Annotated in this window: 15 protein-coding genes and 2 pseudogenes; 6 read left to right on the forward strand and 11 right to left on the reverse strand. The window is 67.9% G+C overall.

The window, feature by feature from the left end:
• Nucleotides 1–35: 35 nt before the first annotated feature.
• Both ACRRRO_RS14305 and ACRRRO_RS14310 read right to left on the reverse strand, forming a co-directional pair.
• Nucleotides 36–209 (reverse strand): UTRA domain-containing protein, encoded by a 174-nt coding sequence (locus ACRRRO_RS14305; RefSeq protein WP_434080450.1) that lies wholly within the window; start codon nt 207–209, stop codon nt 36–38.
• The gene (locus ACRRRO_RS14310; RefSeq protein ID WP_434080451.1) at nt 175–774 is read right to left on the reverse strand and encodes a GntR family transcriptional regulator; all 600 of its coding nucleotides are present in this window, start codon (nt 772–774) and stop codon (nt 175–177) included. The genes ACRRRO_RS14305 and ACRRRO_RS14310 overlap by 35 nt, the downstream gene beginning before the upstream one ends.
• A gap of 212 nt (nt 775–986) precedes the next feature.
• Here ACRRRO_RS14310 and ACRRRO_RS14315 point away from each other — a divergent pair, with 212 nt between their 5' ends.
• The 5 genes and pseudogenes from ACRRRO_RS14315 to ACRRRO_RS14335 all read left to right on the forward strand — a co-directional run bounded on the left by ACRRRO_RS14315 (nt 987) and on the right by ACRRRO_RS14335 (nt 6,979).
• Nucleotides 987–1,946, forward strand: coding sequence for a sugar phosphate isomerase/epimerase family protein (locus ACRRRO_RS14315; RefSeq protein WP_424796867.1), 960 nt, complete (start codon nt 987–989; stop codon nt 1,944–1,946).
• Nucleotides 1,947–1,954: 8 nt separating this feature from the next.
• Nucleotides 1,955–2,962, forward strand: a complete 1,008-nt coding sequence (iolC, locus tag ACRRRO_RS14320) for a 5-dehydro-2-deoxygluconokinase (RefSeq protein ID WP_424796868.1) — start codon at nt 1,955–1,957, stop codon at nt 2,960–2,962.
• Nucleotides 2,959–3,898 (forward strand): annotated as a pseudogene (locus ACRRRO_RS14325) (Cgl0159 family (beta/alpha)8-fold protein). Before iolC ends, ACRRRO_RS14325 begins: the two are co-directional and overlap by 4 nt.
• Nucleotides 3,895–5,868, forward strand: a complete 1,974-nt coding sequence (gene iolD / locus ACRRRO_RS14330; RefSeq protein ID WP_424796870.1) for a 3D-(3,5/4)-trihydroxycyclohexane-1,2-dione acylhydrolase (decyclizing) — start codon at nt 3,895–3,897, stop codon at nt 5,866–5,868. The pseudogene ACRRRO_RS14325 and the gene iolD overlap by 4 nt, the downstream one beginning before the upstream one ends.
• Nucleotides 5,855–6,979: a Gfo/Idh/MocA family protein gene (locus ACRRRO_RS14335; protein WP_434080452.1), complete on the forward strand. Its 1,125-nt coding sequence runs from the start codon at nt 5,855–5,857 to the stop codon at nt 6,977–6,979. Before iolD ends, ACRRRO_RS14335 begins: the two co-directional genes overlap by 14 nt.
• Nucleotides 6,980–7,220: 241 nt before the next feature.
• Here the strand turns inward: ACRRRO_RS14335 and ACRRRO_RS14340 are convergent, their stop codons facing one another.
• The 5 genes and pseudogenes from ACRRRO_RS14340 to ACRRRO_RS14360 form a co-directional block, all read right to left on the reverse strand.
• Nucleotides 7,221–8,162, reverse strand: coding sequence for an FAD-binding oxidoreductase (locus ACRRRO_RS14340; RefSeq protein WP_434081587.1), 942 nt, complete (start codon nt 8,160–8,162; stop codon nt 7,221–7,223).
• A pseudogene (locus ACRRRO_RS14345) lies at nt 8,136–8,629 on the reverse strand (FAD-binding oxidoreductase); the annotation flags it as partial. The gene ACRRRO_RS14340 and the pseudogene ACRRRO_RS14345, both read right to left, overlap by 27 nt.
• Nucleotides 8,630–8,846: 217 nt before the next feature.
• Nucleotides 8,847–10,031: an amidohydrolase gene (locus ACRRRO_RS14350; RefSeq protein WP_424796873.1), complete on the reverse strand. Its 1,185-nt coding sequence runs from the start codon at nt 10,029–10,031 to the stop codon at nt 8,847–8,849.
• A 134-nt stretch (nt 10,032–10,165) separates the two neighbouring features.
• Nucleotides 10,166–13,624: a serine hydrolase gene (locus tag ACRRRO_RS14355; protein WP_424796874.1), complete on the reverse strand. Its 3,459-nt coding sequence runs from the start codon at nt 13,622–13,624 to the stop codon at nt 10,166–10,168.
• 258 nt (nt 13,625–13,882) lie between these two features.
• Nucleotides 13,883–14,245, reverse strand: coding sequence for a DUF4342 domain-containing protein (locus tag ACRRRO_RS14360; RefSeq protein ID WP_424787671.1), 363 nt, complete (start codon nt 14,243–14,245; stop codon nt 13,883–13,885).
• 257 nt (nt 14,246–14,502) lie between these two features.
• On the opposite strand from ACRRRO_RS14360, the gene ACRRRO_RS14365 reads away from it, so the two are divergent.
• Nucleotides 14,503–15,561: a DNA glycosylase AlkZ-like family protein gene (locus tag ACRRRO_RS14365; protein ID WP_424796875.1), complete on the forward strand. Its 1,059-nt coding sequence runs from the start codon at nt 14,503–14,505 to the stop codon at nt 15,559–15,561.
• A gap of 23 nt (nt 15,562–15,584) precedes the next feature.
• On the opposite strand, the gene ACRRRO_RS14370 is transcribed toward ACRRRO_RS14365, so the two are convergent.
• The 4 genes from ACRRRO_RS14370 to ACRRRO_RS14385 form a co-directional block, all read right to left on the reverse strand.
• Nucleotides 15,585–15,734 (reverse strand): hypothetical protein, encoded by a 150-nt coding sequence (locus tag ACRRRO_RS14370; RefSeq protein WP_434080453.1) that lies wholly within the window; start codon nt 15,732–15,734, stop codon nt 15,585–15,587.
• Between the two features lie 13 nt (nt 15,735–15,747).
• Entirely contained in the window at nt 15,748–16,089 is a 342-nt protein-coding gene (locus ACRRRO_RS14375) for a CinA family protein (RefSeq protein ID WP_434080454.1), read from the reverse strand.
• Between the two features lie 128 nt (nt 16,090–16,217).
• The gene (locus ACRRRO_RS14380) at nt 16,218–16,436 is read right to left on the reverse strand and encodes a hypothetical protein (protein WP_424787674.1); all 219 of its coding nucleotides are present in this window, start codon (nt 16,434–16,436) and stop codon (nt 16,218–16,220) included.
• 43 nt (nt 16,437–16,479) lie between these two features.
• A complete protein-coding gene (locus ACRRRO_RS14385; protein ID WP_424796877.1) occupies nt 16,480–17,094 on the reverse strand; it encodes a DUF664 domain-containing protein in 615 nt (204 codons plus the stop codon).
• Between the last annotated feature and the right edge of the window lie 86 nt (nt 17,095–17,180).

Consider the following 17,180-nt stretch of genomic DNA (forward strand, 5'->3'; position numbering starts at 1 on the left):
TCCTCACTTTCGTGCTCGACGGTCCTGCCGGCTGGTCAATCCACCAGGGTGATGTCGAAGGAGTACCGGTCTGCCCGGTAGAGGTGGTGCCCGTGCTCCACCGCGATGCCACGGCTATCCAGGGCGGTGCGTTCCATCATCACCAAGGCCGAACCGCGATTGCACTGGAGCAGTTCAGCCTGCTCGGTGCCGGCGGTGGTGGCGCCCACCCGCTGATGGGCCATCCGGAAGTCGATCCCGGCCTTGCGCAAGATGTTTGTACAAGCCATCCTGCTCCAAGGACTCCTTGTCCAGGTGCGCGACACTACTCGGCACCCAGTTCTCCATGACCGCCAGCGGCTGGCCGTCCACCCTCCGCAACCGGCGCAGATGACACACCTCATCGCCGGTGGCGATTCTCAGCGGTTCGGCGATCTGGGCCGGCGCGCCGATCCGTTCCAACGACAGGACCGTCGTCTGCGGGTTTGCTCCTTCGGAGACCAGGTCATTGTACAAACTTGATAAGCGCAGGTCGCGCCGCACACGGGGGCCGATCACCTGGGTGCCCACACCGCGGCGACGCACCACCAGCCCGCTACGGACCAGTTGGTTCATCGCCTGACGCATCGTGGGCCGGGACAGGTTGTATCGGTGCGCGAGGGCCACCTCATTCTCCAGTTTGGTGTCCGGAGGCAGGGTGCCGTCGCGGATGGCGCTCTCGATGGCCGACGCGACCTGGTGATACAGCGGCACCGGGGAGGAGCGGTCCAGATCGATCTCGAGTGAGGCGGGCACGGGGCGTCTCCTTTGCACCTTGGTTAGTTTGTCATGACAAGCCGGGCGTGTCATAACACCTGAGGGACAGGCGCTCGGAAGGACGATGCTATTCGCCGTTCCCTTTGTTTGTCTTGACAATAGGACAGCCTTCTCGGAAGACTGGAACCTGCAGGCCAACTCGCGGGGCCGCCGAACGGGCCTCTCGCTGTAACCGCGGCTGGAGGAGGACAATGACGCACACGCCCACCCATAGGCCCCAGGTCGCCGAGGACGGTACCGAGGCGCCGTTGCTGATCGGCACCGCACCGGATTCCTGGGGAGTGTGGTTCGCCGAGGACTCCAAGCAGACCCCCTGGAACCGCTTCCTCGACGAAGCAACCGAAGCCGGCTACCGCATCATCGAACTAGGTCCCTACGGTTACCTGCCCACCGACGCTTCCCAGCTGAAGGACGAACTGGCCGCGCGGGATCTGAAGGTGAGTGCCGGCACGGTGTTCACCGCGTTCCACCGCACTCACACGGATGAACGCCGGGCCACGTGGAACCAGGCCAGGCGCGTGGCCGAACTCACCAGCGCGGTGGGCGGGGAACACATCGTGGTGATCCCGGCGATGTGGCGCGATGACGTCACCGGCGAGCCCGTGGAGGATAAAGACCTCAGCACCGACCAGTGGCAGCGATTGTTCGATGGGCACAACGAACTGGGTCGGGTTCTGCATGAGGAGTACGGCCTGCACCAGCAGTTCCACTCCCACGCCGATGCGCACGTGTGCAGCCAGCAGCAGATCGAGCGCTTCATCGAAGGTACCGACCCGGACTTGGTCAGTATCTGCCTGGACACCGGGCACGTCGAATACGGGGGTGCCTCATCGGCTGACCTGATCCGCCGTTATCCCGACCGGGTGGGCTACCTGCACCTCAAGCAGGTCGATCCCACGATCATGGAGGTGGTGCGCCGGAACAACCTCGCCTGGGCCGAGGCGAACAAGGCCGGGGTGATGGTCGAACCGCCGGCGGGCGCTCCCGACCTGGCCGTGGTGATCGAGGAACTGGAGAAACTGGGCCGCGGGTTCTACTGCATCGTGGAACAGGATATGTACCCGGTGGCCTCCTTCGACATACCCCTGCCGATCGCTGCCCGCACCCGCCGGTACCTATGCGGCTGCGGATCCCGGACCCGGATCCGCTAGGAGCACGCGTGGCTTACGACCTCATCACCACTGGCCGCATCAGTGTGGACATCTACCCCGATGACATCGGCGTGCCATTGGAGGATGTGACCCGGTTCCGTAAGTACCTGGGCGGCTCCTCCACGAACGTGGCGGTGGCCGCCGCTCGGCACGGCCGGCGCGTTGCCGTCATCACCCGCACTGGCGATGACCCGTTCGGGGTCTACCTGCGCCGCGAACTACGGCGCTACGGCGTGGACGACCGGTGGGCGACCGCCGTGCCCGGGCTGCAGACCCCGGTGACGTTCTGCGCGATCCAACCCCCGGAGGACTTCCCGCTGTACTTCTACGGCCGCAGCCCGTCGGCGCCGGACTGGGAGATCGCGGTCGATGAGGTGGATTATCACGCGGTGCGGCACACCAGCATCTTCTGGTCCACCTTGACCGGGATGGTGCGACCCGCCTCCCGTGAAGCACAGGTCGCGATGCATCGGGCCCGTCCTCGCGATGAACTCATCGCCGGGCAACAGACCATCCTGGACCTGGACTACCGGCCGATGTTCTGGGACTCGGTGGACCAGGCCCGCGAGCAGGTGATGCGCATCCTGCCCTCGGTGACGGTGGCGGTGGGTAACACCGAGGAATGCGCCGTGGCGGTCGGTCCCGGCAGCGCCCACGACCAGGCCGACCGGCTCCTGGAGTCCGGAGTGCGACTGGCCGTGGTCAAACAGGGATCCGAGGGCGTCATGGCCGCCACCGCCGAGGAACGCGTCACCTCCAAGCCAATCCAGGTGGAGACCGTCAACGGGCTGGGCGCCGGGGACTCCTTCGGCGGGGCGCTATGCCACGGGCTGTTATCCGGCTGGCCCTTGGAACAGATCTTGGACTTCGCCAACGCCGCCGGCGCCCACGTCGCGGGGCAGATCGCTTGTTCCGAAGCGATGCCCACGTCCACCCGCATCTACCAGATGTTGCGCGACGCCGGACGCGCCGTCCCGGACCGGCCGCCGGCCGAGCCCGCCCGGAAGAAGGAATGACCGTGGCCCAACCGGCGCGAAGCGGGAGTTGCGACCCAAGACGGTATGAGCATCTGACCGACCTGCGTGTGCAGGACCCCGACTCGGTGCTGCGTGTCGCCCGTGCCCGGCGCCGCCACCCCGGCCCACGCCCGGGCAAACAGGTCTTCATCATCGCCGCCGACCATCCGGCCCGCGGCGCCCTTGAGGTGAACGGTGACTCCTTCGCCATGGCCGACCGGCGGGAGTTGCTGGACAGGCTGTGCACCGCCCTGGCAAGCCCCAAGGTGGACGGGGTGCTGGCGTCCCCGGACGTGCTGGATGACCTGCTGTTACTCGGCGCGCTGGACGGCAAACTCGTGTTCGGCTCAATGAACCGCGCCGGCCTGCCCGGACTGGTGAACGAGATCGATGACCGGTTCACCGCCCACACCGCTCCGGCCTTGGCAGAGATCGGTGCTGACGGCGGCAAGATGCTCACCCGCATCGCCTACGACGACGAACACACCACCTCGCTCTTGGAGGCCACCGCCCACGCCGTCGACGACCTGCACCGGCACCGGCTGCTGGCGATGGTGGAACCGTTCATCGCCGTCAAACGCCAGGGCCAGGTGGTCAACGACCTGTCCACCGATGCGGTGGTGCGCTCGGTAGCCATCGCCCAGGGGCTCGGGGCGAGTACGGCCCGGACCTGGCTGAAACTGCCCGTGGTACCGGATATGGAACGGGTAATGGCCGCCACCACCCTGCCCACCGTGCTGTTGGGCGGCAGCGCGGCCGGGCCCACTGAGGACATCCTGGACACGTGGCGCCCGGGCCCTGGCGCTACCCGGGGTGCAGGGCCTGACCGTGGGCCGGGCCTTGCTCTACCCCGAGGATGGTGACGTGGCCGGCGCGATCGACACCGCCGCGTCGCTGTTGCGCGACGACTCCGTGGAGAAGGAGACCCCTGAATGAGCACCCGCATCATGACCGTGGCGCAGGCCGCGGTGGAGTTCCTGGCCAACCAATGGACTGTCGACCTTATCGATGGTCACCGCACCGAGGTGCGCACCATCCCAGGCATGCACGGAATCTTCGGGCACGGCAACCTCGCCGGTGTGGGCCAGGCCCTCAAGCAGGTCCAGACCCATGCCCCCGGGCTGATGCCGTTCCACCAGGGCCGCAACGAACAAGCCCTGGTGCATCAAGCCACCGGCTTCGCCCGGCACACCCGGCGGCGCCAGACCTACGCCGTGACCGCCTCGATCGGACCGGGCAGCACGAACATGATCACTGGTGCGGCGGTGGCCACTACGAACCGGCTACCGGTACTACTGCTGCCTTCCGACGAATTCGCAACTCGGGCCCCGGACCCGGTCCTGCAGCAACTCGAACTGCCCCACGACGCGACCATCGCCTGCGCCGATCTATTCCGGCCGGTGAGCAGGTTCTTTGACCGGGTGGAGCGGCCCGAACAGGTGTTCAGCGCCCTGTTGTCCGGGATGCGGGTGCTGATGGACCCGGCTGAGACCGGCACGGTGACGATCTCACTGCCCCAGGACGTGCAGGCCGAACGGATCGAGGTACCGGATGAGTTCCTGGCCCCCCGGCAGTGGCGCATCCGCCGCCCCGACCCCGAACAGGTGGATATCGAGGCCGCGGTGGACGTGATTCGTGGCGCCCACCGGCCGCTGATCATCGCCGGTGGCGGGGTGCACTACGCGTTGGCGACCGACACACTGCGTGACCTGGCCGAGGTCACCGGCATCCCCGTCGCCTACACCCAGGCGGGTGTGGGCGTGATCGACTGGGACCATCCACAGGCCCTGGGGGCGGTCGGTGCGACCGGCTCCACCGCGGCCAACGCCTACGCCGCACAGGCCGATGTGGTGATCGGTATCGGGACGCGCTACTCCGATTTCACCACCGCCTCCAAGACACTGTTCCAGAACCCCGCGCTGCGGTTCGTGAACATCAACATCACCGGCTTCGACACGTACAAACTCGGGGTGACGGTCCCGATCATCGCCGACGCGGGAAAGACGATCCCGGTTCTGCGGGCGGCACTGGGCTCCGTGGGTTACCAAGTAGGACAGCAGGCGGCGGAACTCATCCGGGCAGAGAAGCAACGCTGGGATGCCACGGTGGACGAGGCGTTCACCATCCAGGACCAGCCGCTACCCGCCCAGAGCCAGATCATCGGCGCGGTGAACCGGGCCATGGCGGATGAGGACGTGGTGATCTGCGCCGCCGGTTCCCTCCCGGGGGACCTGCACAAACTCTGGCGGATCAAGGACCCCTACGGTTACCACGTGGAGTACGCGTTCTCCTGCATGGGTTATGAGATCGCTGGCGGCCTGGGTGTGAAACGGGCCGCGCTCGCCGAAGGCGCCGGGCGGGACGTGGTGGTCATGGTGGGGGACGGGTCTTATCTGATGATGCATACCGAACTGGTCACCGCTGTGGCCGAACGGATCAAACTGATCGTGGTGCTCCTGCAGAACCACGGATTCGCCTCGATCGGATCCCTGTCGGAGACCGTGGGCAGCCAACGGTTCGGCACCAAGTTCCGCTACCTGGACCCCCAGCGCCACTCCTTTGAGGACGGCGGGGAACTGCCCGTGGATCTGGCCGCCAACGCCGAGTCGCTGGGCGTGCAGGTGATCCGCATCGACCGTGGTCCGGGCGCGATCGACGACCTTCGCCGGGCCGTGGACCACGCCAGGTCGCTACCGGAGGACACCGGGCCGGTGCTCATCCACATCGCCTCTGATCTGTACCAGGGAGCGCCGGACTCCGAGGCCTGGTGGGACGTGCCCGTGGCGCAGGTTTCCGACCTGGACACCACCCAGGCTGCTCACGTCACCTACACCGAGCAGAAAGCCCGCCAGCGCCCGCTGCTGGGCCCCAGCGCCACCGCAGGAGAAACCGATGCCATCCACTGAGGGACGCACCGATGACGAGGTGCAGCCACCCCATCAGGTGCGCGCCGAGCGGCAGCCAGCACCGGCAGAGTCCACCGGGCGACCGGTATCCGAGCGCGATCTGCGAATCGCAGTCGTCGGCACCGGGCGGATGGGGGCCAATCACGTCGAACGGATCGCCGGAACCACTCAACGTGCGATAGTCAGTGCCCTGGCGGACGTGGACGCCGACCGGGCCCGCTCCGTGGCAGCCGGAGCCAGCGCCCGCCAGCAGGTTCAGCCGCGGGTGTTCGGCACTATCGACGATCTCGTCGCCGCCGACTGTGCAGATGCGGTCGTGCTGGTGACTCCCGGGTTCCTGCACGAGGTGGCCCTGCTGCAACTGATCGAGGCGGATCTACCGGTGCTGTGCGAGAAGCCCCTGACCCCGGCTGCCGAGTCAGCACTGCGCGTGCTGCAGGCCGAGGAACGCAGCGGCCGGCGCACGATCCAGGTGGGCTTCCACCGACGATTCGACACCGAATACCGCCAGTTGAAGCAGGTCATCGACTCCGGACAGTTGGGTCGGCTGCTGATGCTGCACTTCCAGCACCGCAATCCTGCGGCTCCGCCAGGGTTCACCGAGGAGATGCTCATCAACGACTCCGTCGTGCACGAATTCGACGCGGTGCGGTTCTTCACCGGGGAGGAAGTGACCTCCGTGCAGGTGCGCACCAGTCGCAGCACCCGCAAGGGCGCCATGCGTGACCCGCAACTGGTGCTGTTGGAGACCTCCTCGGGTCTGCTCGCCGATGTGGAGATCTTTATGAACTCCGGCCTGGGATACCAGGTGGAGGCGCAGGCGGTGTTCGAGAACGGGGTCGTCTCCGCTGGGTACGCCACCGGCATGCAGGTCACCTCCGCCCAGCAGGATCCCCGGGCGATCTCGCAGAACTTCTACGACCGGTTCGAGGTGGCCTACGACGCCGAGATTCAGCAGTGGGTCGATTCGGTCCGTGCCGGAACCACCTCCGGGCCCACCGCCTGGGACGGCTACGCCACGGCAGCGTGCTGCGAGGCCGGGGTGACCTCCCAACGGTCCGGACGGATCGAACCAGTGCGGCTCGTCGAACAACCCACCTTCTACCGATGACCCGGTGCACGCGGTGACCCCATGGGTGCCATCACTAGGACCGTGAGCCGGAGCAGCGACCATCGAGCGGTACGTGCCGATGCTGCCGCTGAGCCGGACCCAGCAGCACTACCGCCGGCTGCTGCGCACTCTTGGGGCATACCGGCTCACGCTCGGTCAACCCCGCCGGGCCGCTCATCGCCTACGTGGGCGACCAGGCCGACTTGACGGAGCGCCGGGTGGACCTGGCGCCCTGGGGTCCTCAGTCCGGCGGGATGTTGTGGTTGCGCCGCAGCACGTTGTTCGGGTCGTACCGGCGCTTGACCTCCACGAGCCGGGAGAGTTTCGACCGGCCGAACGTCTCCTCGGCCGCGACGCGGGGCACTCGCTCGTCGCGGGCAGCGAAGTTGACGTAGTGTCCGTCGCCGGCGAAGGGCGCCATATCCAGGGCAAGGTCCTGCACGAACCGTGTGCGAGCCGCGTCATCGCCCGGGTCCCGCCAGAACCCGTAGCAATTCAGCCAGAAGCGCGCATCCCGTGCCGGGAACGGGGTTCCATCAACCGGAACGCGGGCGAAGGCACCACCCATGTGGTGGATGTCGAAGGCTGTGCCCTGCCAGGTTTGTTCGGTGCCGCGGCGGACCAGGATCTCGATGACGTCGTCGTCGAGGTGGTCGAAGGAGGTGTTCTTCCAATAGCCGCGCACACCCCGGGGAAACAAGAAGTCCATGGCGCTTTGCCACTCGGTCCATGGGACCAGGCCGACCTCCTCATCCTCCGGCGTGGCGGCGGCGCGGAGATCAGCAATCAGGTCCTCGCCCTGCTGGGGCTCGCGGCCGGACCACGCGGCCCCGACGATCAGCACCGGTTCGGTACCGAGCTCGAATTCCGGAGGCGGGGATATCACCGTGACGATCGACTGCATCTGGTCGGGCAGGTCCCGCGTCCAGTTCTCCCAGGCGCTCAATGCCCCGCGCCACCGGGATGACCTGTAGACGAGGTTTGCTCCGTAGATGTCCGAACCCAGTCGGTGCGCGCGGACGGTAAACGCCGTCACGACGCCGAAGTTCCCGCCACCGCCGCGCAGCGCCCACAGCAGTTCGGGGTCATCGGCGGCCCGGATGGGCGAGCCATCGGCTGCGACGAGTTCGGCGTCGAGCAGATTGTCCGCGGTCAACCCATAGGCACGGGTGAGCCAGCCCATGCCGCCCCCGAGGGTGAGGCCGCCCACCCCGGTCTGGGACACGACTCCGAGCGGGACAGCCAGGCCCATCGGGGCGGTGACGCGGTCCACGTCGGCAGAGTGGCACCACCACCGATGCGAACTGCGGCACCGTCACCTACCGATTGGGCGGGATCGTCCAGGACCGTCACGCTGTTGATCGCGCTCAGATCGATGACCACGCCGTCCGTCACGGTGCCGTGGCCAGCCACGTTGTGCCCGCCGCCGCGCACCGCCAGAGGCAAGGCGTGGGACTGCGCGAACTCGAGGGTTGCTGCGATGTCGCCGGGTGCGGTGACCTGTACGAGCACAGCCGGGCGTGCATCGACCATCGCGTTCCAGATGCGGCGCTGTTCGTCGTAGCCGGGATCCAACGGGGTGATGACCGAGCCTTGGACCCGGCCGCGGAGCGTGTCGATGTGCGGGCTGGAAATGGTCGGCGAAGCCATGACGCCTTCTCTCCTGCGGAGGTCGGAGTCGGCGCCCCGCGATTCGGACTCGTCGCCCGAACCGGCCACAGCGGCAGGCCGGCGGAGTCGCTCCAATCCTGCGCCCGTGCTGATCGCTGGTCAATGCTTTTGACCTTCTTCGACGCCGATGACTACCCGAGCCGTTTCGCTCAGCGTGCACTGCGCGCCAGGCGAACTGGCACCCAGGGGCTAAAGGCTACGAACTCGCGGGCGCGTTGGCTTCGTCGGCGGAGTAGGAGTAGACCTCCTGGCCCTTGATGAAGACCCGCTGTGCGCGCTGCATGACATCGAGCGGATCCCCGCTCCACAGGACGATGTCGCCGTACTTGCCCTTGCTCAGCGATCCCACCTTGTCGTCGATGCCGATGACCTTGGCCGGGTTCAGCGTGATGGCACGCAGCGCGGTATCGCGGTCCAGGCCCTCCTTGATCGCGAGCGTGGCCTGGTGGACCAGGAAGTTGATCGGGACGACCGGGTGGTCGGTGATGATGGAGATCGTCACTCCGGCCCGGGCGAGTTTGGCGGGGTTGGCCAGGCTGCGCTCGCGCAACTCCACCTTCGACCTGCTGGTGAACAGCGGGCCGATGAGCACCGGCACACCGCGCTGCGCGATCTGCTGGGCCACCAGGTGCGCCTCGGTGCCATGGTCCAGGACCAGTTCGTACCCGAACTCCTCGGCCACGCGCAGCGCGGTGGCGATGTCGTCAGCGCGGTGGGCGTGCTGGCGCCACGGGATCTCCCCGGCCAGCACCGAGGCGACCGCCTCGTGGGTGAGGTTGCGTGCATCGAAGTCACCCTTGGCCGCATTGCGCTTGGCCACGTAGTTCTGCGCCTCGACGAACGCCTGCCGCAGCACCGCGGCGGTGCCCAGCCGGGTCGAGGGCATGGTCTTCTTGTCCCCGTACACCCGCTTCGGGTTCTCACCCAGCGCCGACTTCAGTCCGGCGGGAGAGCGCAGCACCATTTCATCGACCACATCGCCGTGGGTGTGGATCGCTACGCACAAACCGCCGACGACGTTGCCGGAGCCAGGATTGACGCACACCGCCGTGACACCGCCGGCCAGGGCGTCGGCGAAGCCCGTCTCCTTGGGGTTGATAGCGTCCAGTGCCCGGACCTGGGCGGTGACCGGGTCGGTCATCTCGTTGACGTCGCTACCGGCCCAGCCCTCGGCCTCCTCGTGCGTACCCAGGTGCGTGTGGGCATCAACGAAACCGGGCAGCACCCACTGTCCGGTCGCATCGACCACCTGGGCGCCCCGCGGGACCTTCGCCTTCGGCCCGATCGCGCTGATCACCCCGTCGGTGACCACCACCGTGCCATCGAAGGGCTCAGCGTCAACAGGCAGGACATGTCCGCCGGTGAAAGCAATCGTCGTCATGCTCCCACCCTGCCATGGTCGGCATGCTGGGCGTGAGTTCACCTGAGCCACGCCGTGCCCGCTTCCCGGGCTTCCGCGCAAGCGCGGGAAGCGGGCACCGGGCACGGGCCGTCAGTAACCGGGTCGTCCGGTGACTATTGAAGCTGCTCGAGGATCGCCCCGGCCTGACCGGTGAGGTCATCACGAGCGGCGTCCGCGAGTGTGTCCGGCTCCTTCGGATTCTGCACGTGGCGCAGGAACCGTTCCATCGCACGGATCGCCGGAGTCTCCCGGTCAGCGGCCAGGTGCTGCTGTGCTTGCTCCAGCGCATTCTCCAACTGGTGGGCGATCGGACCGTCCACCCCACCCGAGTCGATGTAGGCCTCCAACGAGACGGTCAACTTCTCCAGCGCGGCGGCCGGATCCGCCGGCTCCTCGGCCGGCTCCAGTTCCACACGCGCGACCTCACCGGCGACGATGGTCACCTCGGCCGGTTCGGCGCCGGTCGCGCTGACGACGTACGCGCCCGGGGCGAGGTCGACCGCGCCGAACCATCCGGAGCCGTCCGTGCGCGCTTGCGCGGACTCGCCGTCGACCGCCTCGATGGTGACGGTCACGCCGTCGATCTGCCCATCCTCGTCCGCGAGGAGGGTGCCGGACAGGTGCCCGTCGGTGGGGTTGGTCTTCCAGTCCATCTCCGGAACGTCAGCATCGGCGGCGAACACCTCCTCGCGCAGCGCCTCGGCCAACGCCTGACGCTCGGCGTCTTTGACCGCCGAGGAGCCGGACGCGTTGGCGGTGAGTGAGGCGTTGGCGTAGGAGTAGCCCGACCAGCCATCGAAGCCGGCATCGACCGTTTGGCGCGCCTGGGCCACGGAGTCCTCGATCTCGTTGAGGTACAGCGCAGGACCATTGACCACGTGGCGCCCGGCCCGGTACTCGATCAGGGCGTCGTTCCACTCGGCGAACATACGCGCCTGGTCATCCATCCAGTTGCGCTTGTAGTTCATCGCGGTGACCGTGTCGATGATCCCCTCATCGAGCCACGACCGGAAGTCCTGGGAAACGTTGGCGTAGGTGCGGGTGCCCTCGAAGCCGTCGTCGTGACTGACCGGACCGAAGCCGTAGGTGATGCCGTCGATGCTCAACCGAGCCAGTGGATCGATCTCATACATCTCCAGGAACACCTTGCGCACCAGGGCCGAGACCTGATCGCGCCGCCAGTCGGAGAACTCCGCATCGTCCGGTTCGGGCACGTCGGCGCGTCCGGTGTGTTCAGCGAAGCGTGCCAAGGAGACCTCGGAGTAACCCCACTCGTTCTGGCTCTCATCCGCGCTGTGATCGGGGTAGCGAATGTAGTCGAGGTTGATTCCGTCGACGTCGTAGTTCTCCATGATCGAGGCAACGCCATCGACGAAATAGTCCACGGCGCCCGGGTGAGCCGGGTCGATCCAGGTGTTGTTCCCCACCTGCTCGGTGCCATCCACACGCTGGTTCAGCCAACGGTCCTCGCCCTCGGCCCCCGGTCCATGCAGGTTGTAGGCGTGCTCGGGCGAACTGGGTGGGGCGGCCTGGTTCCACAGCGTCGTGGCATTCACCCAGGCGTGCACCTCGATCCCCGCCGCATGGGCCTGCTCGATGACCTCCTCGAGCGGGTCGTAGGGCGCCGGGTCGATGGAGGCGTCGGTGCGCGGGAAGGCGGAGTTGTTACAGAAGCAGTCGTAGCGGCGCCCCACCTGCACGATGAGTGCGTTGGCGCCGACCTTCTCGGCGTCGGCGACGAGGTTCTGAACCTCCTCGGCGTCGTAGATGCCCGGGTTGAAGGCGTCCACCCAGTAGCCGCGGAACTGCTCGACGGGTTCGTGCACCTCCTCACCTTCGGCGTCCACGCGGGTCCAGCCCTCGACCTGCATCCGCGCCCGGTCAGCCAGGTCCCAGTCGTCGAAGATCCTCACGCCGTCGGCGGTCACCTGGATACGGTCGAAGTAGACGCCGCGCCCGGAGTAGAACTCGTCGGTGGCGTACCGCAGTCGAAGCAGGACGTGACCATCCAGGCCGGAGAGGTCGAAGCGGGCATCCCACCAGCGGCTCAGGCCGTCACCGGAGATCCAGCCCGGTGCAGAGAGCGCGTCGCCATCAGCAGTCAGGGTGCCGCTGAGCGGTTCCCATGTGTCGCCGTCGTCCGTCGACGCTTCGATATGCAGGTAGTCGGTGGGCTCGGTGTGGAACCACACGTCCAAGGCGAGTTCACCGGCACCGTCGAGACGCGCGGGCACGGTGAGGGAGTGCTCCAACTCGTCCCCGATACCGGAGTACCAGGCGGAGCCATGGGTGAAGCCGGTCATCGGGTGGGCCAGGCCGGCGGCACGAGCCACGGCTCGGCGCACCGGGTTGACGTTTCCCCAGTCCCGGCTGGGGTGGACCCGGTTGGACATCAGGATCGCCACCGTGTCGGAGTGCGGGTCGATCACCAGCGACGTTCCGGTGAAGCCAGTGTGTCCCGCGGACTCCGCGGTGGTGAGGACGTCGTGGTAGTACCAGGCTTCCAACTCCGGGCCGAGCCCGCGGTGGGCGTTGGAGGCGTGTCCGGTGTAGTCCTGCATCATGGTCTCGATGGTGGCGGGCTCGAGGATCCGGGCGCCGTCGTAACTGCCACCGTTGAGGAGCATCTGGGCGAAGACGGCCACGTCGTCCACAGTCGCGAACGTGCCGGCGTGGCCGGCGACTCCACCGAGGGACCAGGCGTTCTCGTCGTGCACCTCACCGTGGACCAGTCCGCGTTCGGCGAGCGGCTGGTACTCGGTGGCGGCGATCCGATCGAGAAGTTCGGCCGGGGGGTTGTACGTCGTGTCGGCCATCTGCAGCGGGCCGGTGATGCGAGCCTCGACGTACTCATCCAGTGCCAGGCCCGAGACCTCCTCGACGATCTTGCCGAGCACGATCAGACCGAGATCGCTGTAGCGGTACTCCTCACCGGGTTCGCTCAGGGGGGCGATCCCGTAGACCGCCGCCAGGCGCGAGTCGATGTCGTCGTAAGCCGAGTACAGGTTGATCCACGAGGGCAGTCCACCGGTATGGGTGAGCAGATGCTCGAGGGTGACGTCCTCCTTGTCCTCAGCGGCGAAAGCCGGAATGTAGGCGGCTGCGGGATCCTCGAGGTCGATCTCGTCCTGCTCGACCAGCTGCATCACCGCGACCGCGGTGAACAGTTTGGAGAGGGAGGCCAGGTCGAAGATCGTGTCGGTCGACATCTCGATCTGCTCCTCGGCGGGCAACTCGGTGTCGGGGTCGGCCCAGCGCACCGAGTGGCCAACGGCGGTACGTTCGGCGATGACCCCATTCGCCGCGACGAGGGCGACAGCGCCCGGGTAGAGCGGGGTCGGGTCGGCCGTGAGCCCGTCGTGGAGGGCCGGTTCGATGGCCGCGAGCCGGCTGGCGATGAGCCCGGCTTCCTCCGGCGTGCCGTCTCGCAGTAGGTGGTGAGGCGCGTTCGAGCGGTCCCACCCTCGTTCACGTTCGGCGAGGGGGAGAATATCTCCCGCTGCCGGCGTTGCCATTGCCGCACCTGTCAGACCCACCGCCAGTGTGGCCGCGACCGCGAGTACCTTGCGCATGCCCTACCTCCCGTTGGCACCGGCGTCCCTGCCGGCCGACAGCCACTGTGGCGCAGGTCACCGAGGCTGTCAAGGAGTTACATTCATGCTACGAGTGGCGGAATGGAGTTACCTACCGACCGTTCCGAGGGCTCGCAAGGCCCATGATCGTGAGCAGCCAAGGTGCTGGTCCGTCACACCTGAGGGGCTCGGTCAAGGCCTCGGCTGGGCCGGTGAACGTGCTCTGAGCGCGCGCCATGGCTCGACACGCAGCAGCGGCTACTGCTCCAGGACGGGCGGCCCGTTGCCTGCCGTCGAGTCTTCGTTGCCGCCCGCGTCGTCGTCGGGGTCTTCTCTTTCGACACCGATCGTCGCGGAGGTCAGTAGCGCCGCAATGGCCCCGACCGCCACCAGAATGGGCGCGAACGCCGCGGTCACGGCGGTGATGGCCACGCCTACCGTCAGGGGGATCTCCAGCAGGGTGCGCCCCTCGGGGTTCTTGATGAACACCCGCCGGACGTTGCCTTCGGCGACGAGTTTCTTCACCTGGTCGAGAAGTTCGTTCCCGGAGACGGTGAACTCCTCGTACCAGGTCTTCTTGGCCTTGGCCGAGTCGTCCTTGGATTCGTGTGTGTCAGCCATGTGTGGTCTCCTCCTGAGGTGAGCGGTGGTCCGGTGGCCGTATTCGGCTCGGCCCCTCTCCGTCGTCGTCATTGTCCTGCATCGGCACCCGCACGTATAGTGGATAACCCCCGGGTGCGACGACGGCCGGGGTGCGAGGATGGGCCCATGGCAACGAGGCTGGGGGAGAGTCCCTGTGGCATGGTCTTCGGCTGCCGGGTGGGCATCCATGAAGCGTGTCGTTCCGCCGGATCCGAGATGGCGGTAGCGCGGTGCGGGTGACCTGGGCGCAGGCGTTGGCCTGGCGAATGGCTCGGCAGCTGCTCGCGCCGGCGGGTCGGCTTCGGGCCGACGAGGTCGTGGGCCGGTTGGGTGCCATCCCGGCCTGGTCCGGTAACCCTGGGTACGCGGTGTGGGTGCGCCAGACCGAACCGGAACCGGACGAACTCGATCAGGTCCTCGCCCAGGGCCGTGTGGTCAAGGTGTTCGCGTTCCGAGGCGGCACCTACCTGATGACCCCCGCGAGCGCGGCCGTCTACCTGGCGCTGCGATCCTCGAGCCGGATGTGGGAGCGCCGGAGCTGGCGCGACCACTACCGGGTGGAGCCGGGGGAGTGGCCGGCGCTTCGGGCAGCGGTCCGCGAGACCCTGGCTGATGGGCCGCTGACACCGGATGAAGTCGCCGCGGAGGTCACCACGAGCGCTAGGTTCGCCCACCTCGGACCGGCACTCTCGGCCGCGAACACCTTCCTCAAGCCCTTCTTCTGGCAGGGCGACGTGTGTTTCGGCCCCACCAGGAACGGGCAGGCCACCCTTCAGGCGCTCGCACAGAACCGGTACTGGCCGGGTCTTCCGGAACTGCAGGAGGCGGGAAGGCAGGCGGTCTTCGCCTACCTGTCCGCCTACGGCCCGACGACGCCCGAGCGGGTGCACTACTGGCTCGGGGAGGGGCTTGGCACCGGCCGTCAGCGCATCGCGGGGTGGCTCGCCGGCTTGGGTGAGCAACTCACCGAGATCGAGGTGGAGGGTGAGCCCGCGCTGGTGCACCCCGACCACGTGGAGGACCTGATGGCCGCCAGCCCTACCAGCGCGGTGCGCTTCCTCACCGGTCACGACCAGTGGGTGCTCGGCACTGGCACAGCCGACGTCCACGTGGTCCCGCCCGAACACCGGCCCGCCGTCAGCCGCGGAGCGAACCTGGTGATCACCGGTGGTGTGGTCTGCGGGACCTGGCGGCTCGCCGGTGATGGGCCCGCGGTGTCCTGGTTCGACGGGGCGGACCGATCACCCCCGGAACTGGCCGAACAGTCGCTGCGGGTGCGGGAACTCCTCGGCTAGACCCCGCGCGGTGGGCGGCGCCGTTATTGGGCCTTGGTGCCGACATCGGTGATCCCCTGGCCGAGCAGTTCCAGGGCCCTGCGGGTGGTGGCGTCCAGGATCTCCTCGGCGTCGCCGTCGAAGTGATGCTGCTCGCAGGTGGTGCCCTCCGGGGTGTGTACGGCGATGAACACCGTCCCGACCGGCTCACCCTCCTGCGTCGTCGGGCCCGCCGACACCGGTCACGCCCACGGCACAGTCTGCCCCCAGCCGCTGCGCCGCCCCCTCGGCCATCGCGGTGGCGCACTGCTCGGAGATCACCGGGCCGGGCGGGACGCCCAGAGCACGCTGCTTCGCCTCGACCGTGTAGGCGACCACACCACCGGCGAACCAGTCACCGGCATCGGGTGCGGCGCCCAGGTGGACGGCCACTTGCCCGCTGGTCAGGGACTCGGCGGTGGCAACGAGCGCGCCACGGGCAAGGGCTGCCTTGCCGACGCGCTCAGCGAGTTCCTCGAAGTCGGCTCGGAGTTGTTCAGAGGCGGACATGGACGCATCCTCGCAGGGGATCGTGCCTGCGGCATCTGCATCACTGCGCCGGGGCGGCCCGTTCTGGTGCGCCCGCCCGGCGGAGGCGATGGCGGCTGATGACGGGGGTGCCCGGCCCGCCGGCGCGGTCAGGTCGCGCGGTAGTCCAGGCCCTCGGCCGCCAGGGCCTCGCCAAGGATGGCGATCGCCTTGGGGCCCACGCCGTGGATGGCCAGCAGTTCCTTCCGGGAGTGCTGAGCCACCCGTGCCAGGCTCGTGATGCCGTTGCCCGCGAGTTCGCGGGCAGCGGTCTTGCCGATCGCGTCCGGTAGGTCCCCCACCGGTCGGATATCGGGTGTGTCAGCCATCGCGACTCCTTCCCTGCCGGCCGTTTCCAGGCCGGCCGTCGATTCACTTGCCAGGAGAAACTCCGACCGGTGAGTTCCCGCTCACGGCGCTCCAACCCTGTGGCGGGTCCTCGCCGACCCGACCGTCGACGGCCTCCCGGAGGAGATCCGCGTGGCCGGTGTGCCGCCCGTACTCCTCCACCAGGTCGTACAGCAGCCGGCGCAGGCTCACCTCCAACCCCTCGTCGGCGCCCAGGGCAACCCGCTGGTCCAGGCCCTGTTGCTCCAGAGCGGCCTGCAGGCGCTGGTCGGATCGGCGTACCGCCTCGTCCCACACGCCGTACAACTCCGCGGGCTCCATCCCATCGGTGCTGAACATGTAGTCGTGCGGACTTCCGTCGAAGTCGACCATGCCGGCCCACGGCGGCCCGTAGGCCGCACCGGACAGGGCCATCCCGAACTTCTCATCCTCGGCACACGCCAGATGTTTGAGCAGATTACCCAGGGTCAGCGCGGAGGCGCCCACAGTGTGGGACAGGCCCTCGGCGTCCAGGTCGTCGGTCTTCCAGCGGAAGGTGGTGCGCAGCCGGTTCAGGGCACCGAGCAGGTGCTCCACCTCCGAGCTGGCCAGCGGCGGTTCCCACGGCGCCTGCGCCGCTGCCTCGGTTGCCTCAGCCATGCACGCACTCCCATCTCTGGTGCGGCAGCCGTCTCTGGTGCGTCCGCCGCACCCGATGTGGCCCGGCCAGCCGCCTGGTGGTGTCC

Origin of the sequence: Sanguibacter sp. Z1732 (assembly GCF_051020515.1) — a bacterium.
GTDB lineage: Bacteria > Actinomycetota > Actinomycetes > Actinomycetales > Beutenbergiaceae > CALKWS01.